Origin of the sequence: Dyadobacter koreensis, assembly GCF_900108855.1 — a bacterium.
Taxonomy (GTDB): domain Bacteria; phylum Bacteroidota; class Bacteroidia; order Cytophagales; family Spirosomataceae; genus Dyadobacter; species Dyadobacter koreensis.
Genome location: NZ_FNXY01000005.1, coordinates 382,896 through 399,867 on the forward strand (window position 1 = coordinate 382,896; position 16,972 = coordinate 399,867).

Annotated in this window: 13 protein-coding genes; 8 read left to right on the forward strand and 5 right to left on the reverse strand. The window is 41.3% G+C overall.

The window, feature by feature from the left end:
* Positions 1–163 precede the first annotated feature (163 nt).
* The 3 genes from BMY70_RS17275 to BMY70_RS31695 all read right to left on the reverse strand — a co-directional run bounded on the left by BMY70_RS17275 (position 164) and on the right by BMY70_RS31695 (position 4,294).
* Entirely contained in the window at positions 164–1,969 is a 1,806-nt protein-coding gene (locus BMY70_RS17275; RefSeq protein ID WP_090337312.1) for a MutS family DNA mismatch repair protein, read from the reverse strand.
* Positions 1,969–3,786 (reverse strand): ABC transporter ATP-binding protein, encoded by a 1,818-nt coding sequence (locus BMY70_RS17280; protein WP_090337314.1) that lies wholly within the window; start codon positions 3,784–3,786, stop codon positions 1,969–1,971. The genes BMY70_RS17275 and BMY70_RS17280 overlap by 1 nt, the downstream gene beginning before the upstream one ends.
* A 373-nt stretch (positions 3,787–4,159) precedes the next feature.
* Positions 4,160–4,294, reverse strand: coding sequence for a nucleotidyltransferase substrate binding protein (locus tag BMY70_RS31695; protein WP_374754713.1), 135 nt, complete (start codon positions 4,292–4,294; stop codon positions 4,160–4,162).
* 350 nt (positions 4,295–4,644) lie between these two features.
* Between BMY70_RS31695 and BMY70_RS17290 the strand changes: the two genes are divergently transcribed.
* The 5 genes from BMY70_RS17290 (at position 4,645) to BMY70_RS17310 (ending at position 8,829) form a co-directional block, all read left to right on the forward strand.
* A complete protein-coding gene (locus tag BMY70_RS17290; protein WP_090337318.1) occupies positions 4,645–5,214 on the forward strand; it encodes an RNA polymerase sigma factor in 570 nt (189 codons plus the stop codon).
* The gene (locus BMY70_RS17295) at positions 5,195–6,721 is read left to right on the forward strand and encodes a porin family protein (protein ID WP_090337320.1); all 1,527 of its coding nucleotides are present in this window, start codon (positions 5,195–5,197) and stop codon (positions 6,719–6,721) included. Before BMY70_RS17290 ends, BMY70_RS17295 begins: the two co-directional genes overlap by 20 nt.
* A gap of 91 nt (positions 6,722–6,812) precedes the next feature.
* Positions 6,813–7,334, forward strand: coding sequence for a QcrA and Rieske domain-containing protein (locus BMY70_RS17300; protein ID WP_090337322.1), 522 nt, complete (start codon positions 6,813–6,815; stop codon positions 7,332–7,334).
* A gap of 12 nt (positions 7,335–7,346) precedes the next feature.
* Positions 7,347–8,246, forward strand: a complete 900-nt coding sequence (locus BMY70_RS17305; protein WP_090337324.1) for a DUF5777 family beta-barrel protein — start codon at positions 7,347–7,349, stop codon at positions 8,244–8,246.
* 16 nt (positions 8,247–8,262) lie between these two features.
* Entirely contained in the window at positions 8,263–8,829 is a 567-nt protein-coding gene (locus BMY70_RS17310) for a YceI family protein (RefSeq protein WP_090337326.1), read from the forward strand.
* 19 nt (positions 8,830–8,848) lie between these two features.
* Here the strand turns inward: BMY70_RS17310 and lacZ are convergent, their stop codons facing one another.
* The gene (gene lacZ / locus BMY70_RS17315) at positions 8,849–12,289 is read right to left on the reverse strand and encodes a beta-galactosidase, LacZ type (RefSeq protein ID WP_090337327.1); all 3,441 of its coding nucleotides are present in this window, start codon (positions 12,287–12,289) and stop codon (positions 8,849–8,851) included.
* Positions 12,290–12,472: 183 nt separating this feature from the next.
* On the opposite strand from lacZ, the gene BMY70_RS17320 reads away from it, so the two are divergent.
* Positions 12,473–13,246, forward strand: coding sequence for a type III pantothenate kinase (locus BMY70_RS17320; RefSeq protein ID WP_090337329.1), 774 nt, complete (start codon positions 12,473–12,475; stop codon positions 13,244–13,246).
* Position 13,247: 1 nt separating this feature from the next.
* Here the strand turns inward: BMY70_RS17320 and BMY70_RS17325 are convergent, their stop codons facing one another.
* Positions 13,248–13,661 carry a gamma-glutamylcyclotransferase family protein gene (locus BMY70_RS17325; protein WP_090337333.1) on the reverse strand — a complete coding sequence of 138 codons (414 nt, stop codon included), beginning with the start codon at positions 13,659–13,661 and terminating at the stop codon, positions 13,248–13,250.
* A gap of 150 nt (positions 13,662–13,811) precedes the next feature.
* Here BMY70_RS17325 and BMY70_RS17330 point away from each other — a divergent pair, with 150 nt between their 5' ends.
* Together BMY70_RS17330 and BMY70_RS17335 are read left to right on the forward strand one after the other, a co-directional pair.
* Complete coding sequence (locus tag BMY70_RS17330; protein WP_090337335.1) at positions 13,812–15,272, forward strand: nicotinate-nucleotide adenylyltransferase; 1,461 nt, start codon at positions 13,812–13,814, stop codon at positions 15,270–15,272.
* A gap of 285 nt (positions 15,273–15,557) precedes the next feature.
* Positions 15,558–16,868 (forward strand): Gfo/Idh/MocA family protein, encoded by a 1,311-nt coding sequence (locus BMY70_RS17335; protein ID WP_090337338.1) that lies wholly within the window; start codon positions 15,558–15,560, stop codon positions 16,866–16,868.
* Positions 16,869–16,972 lie beyond the last annotated feature (104 nt).

Genomic DNA, 16,972 nt, shown 5'->3' on the forward strand with positions numbered 1-16,972 from the left:
AAAAAAGAAACTGCTTTCGCTATGCGAGTAACAACTTTTAATTTCAAAGATTAAACTTTTACTTTTCTTGCTAATACAAATAAACGTAATCTCAAACAGTAAAGTTACGCAAAAGGCACAATTTCGTGTAAAAACCTTTTACGAACGGTACTTTGGCCTGATGTTATACTTCAATATCGATACCCATCATCCGCATCAATTCAGAGGCATTGAAGGATTTACAAATTCCGTCGTGCAGTTGGTAATCAAATTTGAGCTGTCCGTTTTCGACATCTGACCGGAAATGGAAATTATGGACGTATGACTCATTCGCTCCCCATTCGCCAAGTTCAAGATCGTGGGTTGAAACCAGGCCTGCCGAATTTTTGGTATGCAATTGACGAATTAACGCTTCTGCACCTTTGTGACGGTCAGCGGAATTTGTTCCTTTTAAAATTTCGTCTAAAAGATAAAATACAGGAGACTCATTCTTTTCATCTGACAATTCTAGTAATTGTCGCAATCGTTTCAGTTCAGCATAAAACGACGAAGTACTTTCTTCAAGGGAATCCTGAGTACGCATGCTGCTAAACACACGGACAGGTGCGCAGGCAAACTTAGCAGCAGAAACAACGGCGCCCATTTGCGCAAGAACGAGATTCAGGCCGATGGTTCTTAAAAACGTACTTTTTCCGGACATGTTGGAGCCGGTCACCAGAATGGTATGGCCTAATCCATTCATGTTAAAATTATTGCTTATCCTTTTTTCTTTCGGAATAAGCGGGTGTCCCATTTGTGTTGTTTCAATGTAAACATCTTTTTGCCAGGTAACCTGCGGTACGGTATGTTCCGGATAGGCAAAGGCATTTCCTGCCAGACTGTTCATTGCTTCCGTATCGGCAAGCACGTCCAGCCAACTGTTAAGCTGTTCTTTATTTGCCTCTTTCCATTTCTCCAGACCTGCAAGACAATGCATATCCCAGAGCGTGGTAATACCAATGAAAAGAGCAAAGAATGGATGGTTTCGATAATCAAGTCTTTCAAATAAAACACCTGCTTTTCTCAACAAATGGGCAGAGCCACGAATCAAAGTCTGGCGTTGTTTCCACCACCGTGAACGATAGGGCGCAGCGTCAGCAATGTCAAGTAAATCTGCATAAGCTGCGAGTGTAAAACCTAATGCTGTTGTGCGGTTGACAAGACCTTGCAAAGTTTCCTGGTAACGTCGCAGGATAACAAGGTGCCAGACTAAGCTTAGAATGAGAGTCCATGCGGGAATTAAACCTATGTAGACCAGGCTTCCAACGACCAGTGTTACAAGTGGAAAAAATCGCCAGCGCAAGGATGATTTCAAAGAATCCGGCAATGTTTCGGTTGCCCAATCCCGAAAAGCTGTAACCTGATGGGCTGCGTGTTCATGTAAAAGAGCCGTCGCTTCCCAGGATTGTCTGAGCTTCGGATTCGTTTTAAATTCTTCAACAGCTTCCTGGCGCATCAGAATTTCTTCCAATGACGCATGATGTTTGAGCCATTTTGCAAGCCTTCTGGCTCCTTCGGCAGTTCTTGTCCGGTTCAGTAAACGGTATAAGGAATAGTCGCCGAAAATATCGAGGTCAGTAGCAAACGAATGATTTTTTTCCTGAAAGTGAATTCCGGTATCTTTTCTCTTAAAGCGAAATGATAGCCTTTCTATTTCATCTTCATTGATCGCCTGAAGATTGCGCTGGAAATTCCGGGTTCTTTTAGCTGCCTGCTGAAGACGCATCAGTCCCAGAAAAAAAACCAATGCGATGGCTGTGCCAATTCCCCAGCTTGATTGACCGGTATCATTCCATAACCACGCCGTTCCGAAAATACTTAGAAAAGCAATGATCCGGCCGATTGCAAGCATATTAAAGCGTTTCTGTGCAATGGATTCGGTGAGTTTCGCTTTTTGAAATTCGTTTTCAAAAAAAGTGTGCGGGTTTTGAATTTCCTTTTGATTATCCATCAATGGCTCTCAGCAGTTTCAAATTGTAATTTTATCAAGCTCGCATATAAGCCGTTGTCCAGTAGCGATAATTCCTGGTGTGTACCCGATTCGGCAATTTGGCCTTCTTTTATCACATAAATGGAATCAACCATCCGAATGGTTGCCAGCCGGTGCGCGATGACAATCGTTGTACGGTTTTTCATCAGATCGTTTAGTGCAATCTGAACCAGTTTTTCTGACTCTGCATCCAATGAACTTGTTGCCTCATCCAGGACTAAAATTTTCGGATTTTTTAGTATTGCTCTGGCGATCGCAATTCTCTGACGCTGTCCACCCGATAATTTTATACCCCGCTCACCAACAACGGTTTCAAATTTTTCAGGGAAAGTATCGATGAATTCAGTGGCATATGCTTTTGTGGCAGCTTCCAGGATTTCTTCCCTTGTAGCGGATGGTTTCCCGTAAGCGATATTTTCGTAAATCGTTCCTCCAAAAAGCATAACCTCCTGCGGAACAATAGCAATGTTTTTCCTTAACTCAGAAATTCCATAAGTATTTATCGGTTTCCCATCAATTAGGATTTCTCCTGACTGATGATCATAAAACCGCATAAGCAGTTGAATAATCGTCGATTTTCCTGCACCGCTATATCCAACCAAAGCAATTTTCTCTCCTGCCTTCACGTGAAAAGAAATACCTTTTAAAACAGGCAGGTCAGCTCTCGACGGATATGAAAATTGTACATTTTGATAGGAGATATTTCCGGCGATATGAACTGCCGAAGTTTTTGCAGAATCTTCAACTGACACTTCCGAAGTTTCTTCGAGCAATTCAAAAATTCTTTCTGAGGCACCTACCGTTTTATTGATTTGTGCATAAAGGTCGCCCATTCCTCCAATGGAAGCACCAATAAAGGTGGTATATAAAATAAATGTGAACAAGTCGGATAATGACATATCTCCCGATTGAACCAAACCGGCTCCAAACCAAATCACACCGACGATTCCTCCTGAAATACCAAAAATAATAAACGAAACAAACCCTCCGCGGAAAGTGGCTGCATGCAAAGCTAGCTTCACTACCCGCCCCAATGCGGTTTCATAACGGTTGACTTCCAGATGTTCGTTCGTAAATGCTTTTACAACATTTACCGATTGAAGTGTTTCTTCAACAATAACGTTTGCAGCAGCCAGTTCGTCCTGCGCTTTTTTAGACAATCGACGTATATATCTTCCAAAAAACATGGCTGCAATGACCAAAATCGGGAATGTCCCCATCATGAATAATGTCAGCTTCCAGGAAGTGTAGGATATTATCGCTATACCAACGAAGAGTGTGGCGACCTGACGGAAAAACTCGGCAATAGTAAAAGATAAGACACCTTCCAGTTGAGAAACATCAGAGGTTACGCGACTTGTCAATTCTCCAACACGACGTTGTTCGAGAAATCCAATCGGCAGTGTGATAATTTTGCTATACGTGTCACGGCGCAAATCGGCCATTGCCCTTTCACTGACCCGCGTGAAAAGGAAGATTCTGAAAAAGGAAAATATAGACTGAAAAACAAGAACAAAGATCAGAAAGCCTGAAATCTGGTTGATTGTATATTTTGATTTTCCTTCAATAACTTCAACAATGCTCCCTACTAATTTCGGAAAGGCAAGCGAGGTGAAAGTTGAAAGAACCAGGAATATCATTCCAACAATTAAAATCCATTTATATGGAAGTATGTAACGAAAGAGGGCAAATGTTTTTTTGAGTCCTTCCCAACTTATTTTTCTCACTGCAAAAGGAGATTCTCCATCTCCCTCATCACTATTTCTTCTTTTGGCCATTACAAAAAGATATTCGACAAGCGTTTACTTAATTTACTCCTGAATATATGCAGCTTAAAATTTTTTCATCTCAAAGTGCTGATTACCATATATCTATATTCAGAACGGCAAAAGTACGGAATAATTGATAATTAAGTGGCAAGAATCAGAAGTCAGACAATTGAGATTTGTCATGGTTCGGGAAAAAATTAGTTGTGAGGTTTTTTACTGGAAAATACCTTGCCGGCTCTGTTCATGTGGTCCAGCAACTCCGGGCTGTTTATTTAATGATAAATGGATTGGTCGAAGTGTAGGGTAGTAACAGATCGTCGAGCTGTTCATCTACTTTTCGTAAAATAAAGATGTAACATTTTCTTTTAAACCGTATTCCATATTAAATTAGAAACTGTGTCATTTTAGTTTGAAATTCTTTAAAGGCAGGATAATATAAAGCAATTATCTTCTTCGTTATTTCATCAACAACTTCTTCATTGTAGATATGCGTTGTCAAATTCCGGCTATTGATCACATCCAGTTTTCTCCGTCAATAACCAGCCCTTTTTTGAAAGCTTCTTGGGTTACGCTTCGGGATCCCTTGCAAGTTTTGAAAATGCTTTATTAAATTTTGAAATCTTTGAATCCACTAAACATTCTGCTACATAATTTTAAATCAGATACTTAACTTAATTTTTATTCACTTATTTTCATTTGAAAATAGTTAAAATTTTGTGAAACCAACCAGGCAAATTTTTCATCCGGGAAAACAGAACGGCCGGGACTGTTCGCCAAAAACTGCATAATAAAAAAATATTTGAAAAAAGATTTCGGCTCACGCAACTGTTTTGTCACTTCGCTCGTAAGTGCTAAAAAAACAAAGACATGCCCGAGTATAACTCCGCCGTTCTTCAAGAACTACTCGACGGCTGTTTGAAAAAGAACCGCCGTAGTCAGGAGCTGTTGTATAAACAGTTTTATGGCTATGCTATGAGCATTTGTTTGCGCTATACACGAAGCCGGGAAGAAGCAAAAGAAATACTGAATGATGGCTTTCTGAAGATTTTCACAAAGCTGGATAGTTTTGATCAGAGCCGTTCTTTTAAAAACTGGTTGAGCAGAATAATGATCAACACCGCACTGGATCATTATCGGCATGAAATCCGTCATGATGTTTTGGATGATGTGGAAGCTGCGGATCAGGTATTTGTAGATGAAACGGTTATCAACAAAATGGCACATGAGGAGATTATCAGTCTTATCCAGGATCTGACGCCGGCTTACCGGCTGGTATTCAGTCTGGCTGTAATTGATGGATACACACACGAAGAAATTGCCGAACAATTGAATATTTCCGTAGGAGCTTCAAAGTCAAACTTGTCGCGGGCACGGGAGAAATTAAGAATTATGCTATCCAAGATAAATATAGACAATTATGAAAGAGTTTCCAGATGACGAACTGGACAAGCTCTTCAGAAAGTCTTCCGAAGAGCTTGATTCTACTTTCGACCCCGACGACTGGAATGCGTTGAAGAGAAAGTTAGATGAACATGATGGAAAAACGCCTGGTACTTTATTTAAAAAATGGTGGCCGATCGGTTTGCTGGCTTTGCTTTTTATTGCAGGTATTACGACCTACATGTTGACAAGAGACGAAAGAGCCGGAAAAGTGAATGCCAGCCTTACTCCTGGGGAGAAAAGGGTATCAGAAAAAACCGGACAGCTTGGTAATAAACAGGTTGCCCAAAGTTCGAAAGAAACTGTTTTAAATGAATCAGGCTCGGAAACGAAGTCAGGAGCTGAAAACGAGGTAATCGACGAGAAAATTTTGGTACCTGGAAATAGCCGGCAACAGCAAAAGGAAGAGATTTTAAACACTAAACCTTCTGAGAAGAAATTAATTAGTAAAGCTGAGAGCAAGAAGATACTGCCCCGTCGCTGGTCTAAGACAGGCGGAGTGTACTTAGAACCTGACCGTTCTATTGGGAGAAGGGTTGACGGGGCATTTTATTCTAAAAACGAAACTTCGGAGTTTTCGCGGAGTGAAAAAGGTAGTTCTTTAAAAGAAGAAAAAACGGTAACCGGAATAGAAAAATCAAACGCTGTAATGCATTCGGAAAATGCTGATAATCAATTAAGAGGAGAAAATAAATTAGCCGGATCGTCAACGGCTGGCGATCAGGGTAACTCGGTTTCAACTGCCGATTTAAAGTCAGAGGTTGAGCAAAACAGATTATCAATTGATGCAGATCTGCTAAAATCAAGATCTTTTGTTTCTGACAAGTCAAACAAATTGCCGGAAATACAAAAAACGGATACGCCGCAAATTGCCGAACCTGTAAAGCAGGCCGATGCAAAAGATGTAACTCCAAAATTAGCAGTCCGTTTTGGTTTTTCTCCGGATCTGAGTTCAGTGGGTCTGAAAAACTTTACAAAACCCGGAACGGCGGTTTCGCTATTGATAGAGTATTCGTTTCTACCTAAATTATATTTTCAAACAGGATTGATCAGAAGTTCGAAAGGGTATAATGCGAAGCCGGGAGAATATGAATGGCCAAGTTACTGGAACGATCAAAAAGCGCGGCCAACGAGTGTAGATGCGATTTGTAAGGTTATTGAAGTTCCTTTGAATTTACGGTATGACTTATCTCAGAATGATCGATCCAGATGGTTTGTTGGTGCTGGAGCATCTTCTTATTACATGCAAGATGAAAAGTATGAATACAATTATGCGCCACATACCTACAATGCAAAATATTACGAAAAAAATGCAGCGACGGGCTGGTACTGGCTTAGCCACTTGAATGCCTCGGCTGGATACGAATACCGGTTTTCAAAAAAAATCTCCCTTTTGGCAGAACCTTATGTCAGAGTTCCGATTAAGAGAGTTGGTTATGGAAAAGTTAATTTGTTCACGACCGGTGTCTGGTTTTCAATAAGATATACCCCTCATTTTAAATAAGTAATATAATTTTTGTCGTCATAGTAATTCCCTGAAAATCCGGGAACAGGAACTCTTTGTGTCAATTTTTTTCATTTCAAATTAATTCATCATGAACGTTAAGCAAAAAGAAACAATGAAGAGGGGAGAATTTCTAAGAAGTCTCAGTCTCGGAACATCGACATTAATGGCCATTTACTGCCTTGGTTCAGTGACCTCATGCAGCACGGGAGACATGGATCCGATCTCGTCGACGCCGACCACACCGACCACACCAGGATCGACAACCGGGCTGACCGGCAATGCGACGACCTCAGCAGGTGCTATCAATTTTACTGTTGATCTAACCAATGCTACGTATGCCAAATTAAAAACTGCCGGTTCATTTGCAATCATTGGCGATCTGATCGTGGCCTATTCGACAGCTTCTGCCTATGTAGCACTTTCGAAAGTTTGTACACATGAGGGAACAACTGTTCAGTACCGTTCTGGGGAAAATGATATCTATTGTGCAAACCATGGATCAGAATTCACTTTGACCGGAACAGTTGATAAGGGGCCGGCGGTGGCAGCACTCAAAGCATACAAAGCCGTAATCTCAGCAGACGGAAATACATTAACAGTTACAGCGTAAACTCGAAAAACTATGAAAGCACTCCGCCTCGCAATCATTTTACTTATCGCAACAACACAGCTGCATGCCCAGAACGACCTGCTCGGAGAATTAACCAAACTCGACAGCAACAGCAGTGCACCGGTACAAGCTACCTTTAAATCCACGCGGATAATCAACGGGCATTCAGTTGAAACCGTGAAGAGAAATCATTTGGATTTTCGTATTTCTCACCGTTTTGGTAGGTTGAATTCCGGATCTTATGAACTATACGGATTAGATCAGGCGACATTGAGATTAGGTTTCGAATATGGTCTGACCGACGATCTTATGATCGGCGTTGGACGCAGCACGGAACAGAAAGCATTTGATTTTTTTGGAAAATACAGACTTATCAAACAATCGGCCGGAGCTAAAGAAATCCCGGTTTCGGTAACACTTTTTGGAAGCGCTGCCATCCGGACGGTTCGCCCGGTGACCGAAGAAGAATTGACCCGTAGTTTTCAAAACAAACTTACGTATGTGTATCAGGCGCTGATCGCGCGCAAATTCAGCGAGAGGCTGTCGTTGCAAATTACACCAACCTATCTATATCGAAACCTGCCTGAATTAGAGGGAGATAAGCGGGGGCTTTTCTCCCTTGGTTTAGGCGGCCGGCTTAAACTGAGCAAACGTGTCTCCGTCAATGCGGAATATTTCTGGACGGCCCGGGATAAGAACTCTACGCTTCCCTATTACGATTCAATGGCACTTGGCGTTGATATTGATACTGGCGGACACGTATTTCAGCTGCATTTTACCAATTCGCTTGGGATGATTGAAAAGCAATTTATCGGAGAAACAACCGGGAGCTGGGGGAGAGGGGATGTTCATTATGGATTTAATATTTCCAGAACTTTCAGTTTTGACAAGAAAAGTAAACAAGCGAAATAACTAACCAGACTGATTTATGAAACATCATATAGTCCTGAGCGTGATCTTTTTCTTCGCGCTTTCGGGAGTATCACGGATAACTTTTGCCCAGGGCGGCATGTTTGCAACTGCGGCAGGAAACACAAAATTTTCATCCGAAACACCGATGGAGAACATCAATGCTGAAAACAAAAAAACGCAGGTTTTGTTAAATACGGCAACAAATGAGATTGCTATCCGAATGAACATGAGGGATTTTGTTTTTCCAAACAAACTGATGCAGGAACATTTCAACGAGAACTATATGGAGTCGGATAAATATCCTAATGGAACGTTCAGCGGGAAACTGGACCAAGCCATTGATTTTTCCAAAGATGGTTCTTATGATGCTTCGGCAACCGGAAGTTTTACGGTGCACGGTATATCCAAAAACAGAACTATCAAAGGAAAGCTGAAAGTAGAAGGAGGGAAAATAAGCCTGACTTCCGATTTTGAAGTGGCTTTGGTGGACCATAAAATCGATGTGCCGCAGATCGTCTTTGTAAAAATTGCCCAATCCATAAAAGTGAAGATAGAATATACCCTCTCACCTTATAAAAAGTAGGAAAGGGCATATCCTGGATTTATCTTCTTCTTCTTCTTTTCTTTTTGGAAGCAGATTTCTTTTTAGATTTTTTTCTGGAAACCGATCTCTTCTTACGGGTCGGTTTCTTCTTTTTTATTTTGGAATATTTTGAAGAATATTTTCTTACCGTCGGTTTTATAACTTCTTCTTCATCCGCAGCATCGGCCTCGCCTTCTTCCACTTGTTCGTCACCTTGTGCTGCAACAGGCTCGATGACTTTCGGAGCGATAGCGGGTAGTTTTGAATGTGTGATCTGATCGATATTGGAAGCATTATCAATTCCTTTCAATCTGAATGAATAGGAGTAAGGTTTTGCTGGCAGGCGGTATTGCTCGTGCACACGCGGCGACCAGCTGTCATCACCCCCGAGTCCCATTTGAGCAAGGTCTATGTTGACAAGTGTTGTATTTCCTCTTGAAAAAACAGATGCGCGTTTTTGGGCATCCAATAACTCCTTGTCCGTGTAATCATGAACATTAAAATTAAAAACAGAATCACTGATGGCGATCAAACCGAGGCCGTCTTCATTGGTAACACGTGCCCAGCGAACGTCGGTTTTATTTCCGTTTTCCTGTGGACTGATATATGAAAAGTGCTGGTCAGCCACACTTCCTGCATACAATCCAATCTGTCCGCTCGTTTTGCGATCTGCATAGGTTTCAAACGGACCGTTTCCGTACCATTCCACTTGATTGTAGCTTACCGGCATTTGGAACTGCATACCGACTTTTGCCAGAGAAGGCCATTCGCCGGTTGGAGTAAATGTATTTTGCACATGAATATCACCGGAAGCATAAATCGTGTAAACAGAACTGACAATCATGGCGCCTGCTCTGCTTCTCAGGCTTTTCTTCAAAGTAACTTTATAAACATGCGGATTCAGTTTTTCCACACGCAAATCCGTTCCGGTCAATTTTAAAGAATCCAGGTTCGCTTTTCGCCATTGTGCAGCGAAGCTTTGTTTTCCGCCGCCTTCATCATTATCAGTCGGTACACGCCAGAAATTGGCATTTAATCCTGATTCCAGCATTTCTTCTTTTTTGTAAATAAATGAAGAAATTGTTCCGCTTTTCTTGTTGAAACTGACGGAAAAATTCTGTCCGCTGACAGTCACTCCTTTTCCCCGAACGAGCGATAATCGTAAAGCAGGACTGCGGGTGTAGGGAACATCTTTCCGCTCGTCCGTTTCAACTTGTACCGGAACTTGATAAGCAGCAACTTCGTGACCTTCGGCTGCCCAGGCTGTCTGTCTTTTAAGGCGTACACTAAGATTCAGGAAATATTCATAACCACCAGTAGAAGCTGATTTTTTGCTTGCCGGTATTTGATATGGAATGGTAAGCTGCTGCGATTGCTTTGGCAGGGCAGAAAGAGCCGCTATCTTGCCGTCGTCAACAGTTTTGCCATTTTGCTGCAATGACCAGACCAGTTCAACATCTTTCAGGGATATGAAATCGTAATTATTTTTTACCGTAATTTGCTGCTGGCCGGCTCTAAGCGTGTCGGGCGTTTCGAATTTTACATACTGATAAACCTTTTTTACTTCATTGATTTCCGGTTGCGGAACGCGGTCTGGATTCACAAGACCATCACCCGCATTTGCACCGTCGATATAATTAAAATAATCCCAGTAAGGTGTCCCATCCTGTGTTTTAAGCTGTAAACCCTGATCAACCCAATCCCAGATAATGCCGCCCTGCATAGTGGGATATTTCTCAATGACGTCCCAATACTCCTTAAAATTTCCAATGCTGTTTCCCATACCGTGAGCATATTCACATACGATTAATGGGCGGTTTTTATCTTTTTTTACCAACTCGATCATGTCGTTGACCGACGGATACATTACCGAAATTATATCAAAACTGCTTAATGTCGTCGGTTTATAATTGCTTCTTCCTTCATAATGAATCGGGCGTGTAGGATCAGATAAACGGATATAATCAGCCATTGCGGTGAAATTAGCACCCATGCCTGATTCATTGCCCAAGGACCAGATGATAATGGATGGATGGTTTTTATCACGTTCCAGCATCGCAGTTCCTCTTGCCAGAAATGCAGCTTTCCACTGTGGTTTATCTGCCAGAATTATATTTTTTCCCCACAGCTCATGACTTTCGATATTAGCTTCATCCATCACATACAATCCATATTCGTCGCACAGATCATACCATTCCGGAACATTTGGATAATGAGAAGTTCTGACGGCGTTGATATTATGCTGTTTCATCAGGGTGATATCCTTGATCATCGACTCCCGGCTTATCACACGGCCAGTTTCAGGATCAAACTCGTGACGGTTAACGCCTTTAATCGTGATCGCTTTTCCATTCACCAACAGTTGTCCACCGGAAATCTTTATTTCTCTGAATCCTACGCGCTGACTGACCGCTTCAATTGTTTGGCCATTTGAATTAAGAATCTGAATCGTCAGCGTGTAAAGATTCGGATCTTCTGCGCTCCATTTTTTAGGATTACTGACGGGAATATCAATACGGACCGGAAGTTCGCCGTCTGATTCCAGATTGCCAATAAGATGATTTATTGGAGAAACGATGACCGATTTTTTGTCATCATATAAAGTCAATACCAGCTGATTTCCTGCGGCTGCCTGTTTTGAAAAATTCTTTACAAACGTGCTGACTTTCAACGTGGCATTCTGGTAATCGGCATCAAGATCAGTTCGAACAGAAAAATCATTGATATGTATATCAGGAACCATAATCAGATTGACGTCACGAAAAATTCCGGATAACCGCCAGAAATCCTGATCTTCAAGATAACTTCCATCTGACCAGTTCACGACTTCAACAGCGAGATCGTTGGTCCCAGATTTGATATCTTCGGTAACATTAAATTCAAAAGGTGTCATGCTGTCTTCATGATAACCTATTGCCACACCGTTCAGCCATACATAACAAGCTGACTGGACACCCTGGAACTGAAGGAAAAACGTTTTGCCTTTGTCGCTTTCGGATACATTAAACGTTGTGCGGTATAGTCCCGTTGCATTTGTGTCGGCATCAATGCTTGGGGGATTTGCTTTGAACGGATGTTTGATATTAGTAAAAACCGGTCTGTCATACACTCTGCCCTCTCTTGCGCCTATAACCTGCCAGTTGGAAGGTACAGGAATATTATCCCAGTTGGATGTAGAAAACGCAGGTTTGAAAAAATCAGAGGGAGCCTGGGAAGGATGGGAAGCCCATTTGAACTTCCAGCTGCCATTTAATGAACGGACAAAAGGAGATTTTTTATCAAGTTGAAGTGCGCTTTTTTCATTCGCATAAGGCACAAAATCTGCACGTCCTTTTTCTGTATTGACGCTGATGATTTCAGGATCTTTCCATTCCGGAACATTTTGTGCAGAGGTTGATAAAATATTTAAAAAGAGCAGTATAGAGAATGTTAGAAACCGGCAGTCATTCAGGTAATACATGTTTTTTACTAAATCGGGATGAAATTTTCTTATTACAAAAGTAACAGGAAAGAGAAGTTTTGGCTGTTGTAAAAGTATTAAATGTAGTAGCAAACAAAAAAGAAACTAAGCCTAAAAATTGCATGTATTGCGGTTTTATTTCGATAATGCTTTTATTTGTCCTCTTAATATAAAAATCTGAATATGCTGCTTGCTGTCGATGTTGGTAATACGGATACTGTTTTTGGACTATATCAAACAGGCGCCTGGTCGCACATCTGGCGTGAGCGTTCCCTTAGTCAGGAAAGCGAATCTCACTATGCATCAAAGCTGATGCTTCATTTTCTGGAAGCTGGCATATCGTTTGAGGCGGTCAATACTGTAGTTTTAAGCAGCGTCGTTCCGGATCTTACGCCGGTTATTCAAAAAATGTTGCGCTCCCTTTTTCAGGTTGAAACGATCACGGTGGGACCAAATACTTTTCCAGGATTAAGTATTGCCATTGATCATCCTCACGAATTAGGAGCTGATCTGATCGCCAACGCCGTTGCCGTGATCACGCGTTACAAGCAAAATTGCGTGGTCGTAGATTTTGGTACCGCACTGACTTTTACAACGGTTTCTAAAAAAGGAGAGATCCTCGGAGTTGCAATTTTACCAGGATTAGTAACTGCGGTGAAAGCATTGTTTGCGAACACTGCACAGCTTCCCGAAGTACCTCTGAAACTTCCGGAATCAGCGATTGGAAAAAATACTGTCCAGTCCATACAAGCGGGGATTTTACTCGGTTATGAAGGTTTGGTGAAATCATTGATTCATCGGATCCGCTCTGAAATGGGGGGAGAATGTATTGCTGTGGCGACAGGCGGTTTATCTTCGATTATTGACACGCTTCGCGATGAATTTATTGAAATAGACAGGAAACTTACCTTGGATGGATTGAGAATTATCGGAGAAAAGATAACGGAGGACCGCTAACCTAATTTTCAGTTATAATATCTTTAAAATTTCCACTTTCAATTTTTTCTAAACTTTTCACATCTTGATTATAATGATAAACCCAGCACAGAAGCTGCGTTCCGTCCTGCATGTGGATGGAAATTATTTTTCGTAGGTACAAGCTTTTAGTTTCATCTTCAAAAACATCTTCATAGTCATCCAGTTCTTTCAATAAAGTTTCCTTCTCTCTGAGTCGGTAAACTTCTCCATGTACTTGATTGTCAGATTTTTCCTTATAAATAGCACCAGGATACCAACTGATTTTATATAGCGCTCCCGGGAATGTTCCTCGGCCTTCGAATGTTGATAAACTATGCAAACGCCGGGCGAAAGGATTCTCAAATCCACGCATCAATGTACCATAGGTAAACAAGAATTCGGTATTAGCAGGCATATGAATTAAATAATTTAAATCTATCTGGTAAAAATAATATTATATAGAATTTTTCGGTTCTAATATATAATCCGTAATTGTTAATAACTATTAGGAATGGGATTTTTCTTATATTTACGAGTAGAGCTCTTCATCTAACCCAGAATTGATATGTACGAAAAAAATCTCGGTACGAAACAAAAGGCGTTACGAATTAATCTTGATCGCCGGATTTATGGCTCATTTGCTGAAATCGGTGCGGGACAGGAGACGGCTGCGTTCTTTTTCAAATCAGGCGGTGCATCGGGTACAATCGCGAAGACGATGTCGGCCTATGATATGACCTTCAGTGATGCAATATATGGAACAGAAGAAGGCGGACGATATGTAGTGGAATCGAGGTTGATGAAGATGTTGAACCGGGAATATAACCTGGTTGAAAAACGTCTTCAGGAAAAAAGAGGCGAGGAGAGCCAGTTTTTTTCTTTTGCGAATACCGTAGTTGCGCTTAATTTTCAAAAAACAAATGAATCTCATGGCTGGATTGGCTTACAGTTCCAGCTGACGCCACTCGGGCCTACAAATTATGTAGTCATTCACGTTCGTATGCGTGACGACGAAAACCTTCTCCAGCAACAGGCACTCGGAATTATTGGTGTGAACCTGATGTATGGCTGCTTCTTCTACCATAAATCTCCGGAAATACTCCTGTTGTCGCTGATGGACGACCTTACGCCAGACAGGATAGAAATAGATATGGTACGTTTCAGCGGACCGGATTTTGTCAAAGTGGATAACCGTTTAATGAGTCTTCGTCTTGTGAAAAATGGTTTCACGGATGCTGCCTTGTTTGGTTCTGACGGAGGCGTTTTGCAACCTTCCGAAGCGCTTTACAAAAAACATATTTTGATGATGCGCGGACGTTTGCGCCCGATTACGAATGTCCATATTGACCTGATCAGCAATGGACAAAAACAGTTTTTGGCTGAACCCGATGTTGATGAATCGAAGGTGGTACTGGTTTCGGAGCTTACACTGCACAATCTGAAAGGATCTGATAAAGATATTGATGAAAAAGATTTTCTGGACCGGGTAGATATCTTGTGTTCTTTGGGACATATGGTAATGATCTCCAACCATCACGAATATTTCCGATTGGTGGCCTATCTTTCGAGACTTTCGAAGTTAAAAGCAGGGTTATTGCTGGGAAGTCCGAGTTTGCAGGATATTTTTGAAGAAAAACATTATGAATTCCTGCCAGGAGGTATTCTTGAATCCTTTGCGACCTTATTCAGCCGGAAGGTAAAACTGTTTATTTACCCGACATTGCAACCGGACGGCTCCGTTTACAGTTGCGAAAACTTTATCGTTCCAGACCACTTGCGTCCTTTGTTTCAATATCTTATTATCAATAACAAGATTGAAGATATTATCAATTACAACAAAGAACACATGCATATTACGACGGATAGTGTGCTTGAAAAAATTAAACGCGGAGAACCGGGATGGGAAAAACTTGTTCCTGAAAATGTTGCTAATATTATCAAGGAGAAATCATTATTCGGTTTGCCAAATGAGGATAATAGTATAAATGCGGTGAAGTCAATTCATCAGGTTGTGGGAAATTTATAAGAGAGAATTTTAAGGTGTAATATAAAGGAAATTAAGAGCGCTTTTAGTGCTCTTTTTTTGTTGTGGGAAGATTGAAATGAACGTTAAGAAAATCAGGAAATAATTTGAGTTTGCAGGAGTAGAAAATTTTGTTTTTAGTATTAAAGAATAAATAAATTGTATTTTAAAGTTTTTCTTTTTCGGGGTAACAATATATTTACTCGTCTAAAATATTAGTTACCAACGCGATACCAAAGTTTTCCTTTTTGTGCCTGATAAAATTTCATATTCCTAAATCAACGACTCATGAAAAAAGAAAACGAAGTTTCCCGCCGCAATTTCATCAAGAATACTGCGGGCGTCGCCGTCGCATTTTCAATTCCTTCTATTATTCCGGCTAGTGCTTTTGGCGCCAATGACAGAGTTCGCGTAGCTGTTATTGGTGTAAATGGCCGCGGGCAGGACCATATCAAAGGTTATTCAAAACTGGCCAATGTTGAAGTTGCGACTTTATGTGATCCGGACGATGTAATTTTACAGACACGCGCAAAAGAATTTTCTGAAAAAAATCCGGGGAAGAAAGTTAAGACGGAGAATGATCTTAGGAAAGTATATGACGATAAATCGATTGATGCAGTCAGTATCGCTACACCAAATCACTGGCATTCCTTAGCTGCAATTTGGGCTTGTCAGGCTGGAAAGGATGTTTATGTTGAAAAACCTGGCTCGCATAATCTTCACGAAGGAAGAAAAATGGTCGAAGCTGCGCGGAAGTATAAGCGTATTGTGCAGCATGGCGTGCAGTTGAGAAGCTCAGAGGCACTGCAGGAGGCTGTAAAACATATGCGCGATGGGTTGATAGGAAATGTGTACATGGCCCGCGGTCTAGTTTACAAGTGGCGACCGGATATTGGAAATAAAGGGACGGAACCCATTCCTGCGGGCCTGAATTATGACCTTTGGACAGGACCTGCGGAGATGAAACCATTTTCAAAAAATTATGTGCATTACAACTGGCACTGGCACTGGAATTATGGAAACGGGGACGTTGGAAATCAGGGGATCCATGAAACTGACATGTGTATGTGGGGACTAGGTGTTGATACTTTCCCTGAAAAAATAACATCTGCGGGAGGAAAATTTCTGTGGGACGATGCCAAAGAGACGCCTGAACTTCTGACTTCCTCTTTTATATATCCAAAAGAAAAGAAAATTATAGAATTTGAAGTGCGACCCTGGATGACAAATGACGAAGGTGGAGTTGGTATTGGTAATATATTTTACGGAAGCGAAGGATATCTGGTTGTAAAAGGATATGATTTTTATGAAACCTTCCTGGGGAAAGATAAAAAACCGGGGCCAACGAGAAAGGCTGGGGGAGATCATTATAAAAATTTCATCGACGCCGTGATCGCACGTGATTCCAAAATATTAAATGCACCGGTCGAAACCGCTCACTTATCATCCGGATTGGCGCATTTAGGAAATATTGCATATCGCACAGGCCGTGCATTAACCTTTGATCCCAAGTCAGAAAAATTTGTGGGTGATGAAGATGCAAATACTTATTTGACTAGAAAATATCGGGCACCTTATACGGTTCCGGAAATCGTCTGATAGATAGTTAGCGTGTGTTTATAGATAGAAAAGCCCGGATCGGTTTGATTCGGGCTGTTTTTATGACAAAGGTATTTCTTAGAGTTGCCCGGAGAAAGTATCTT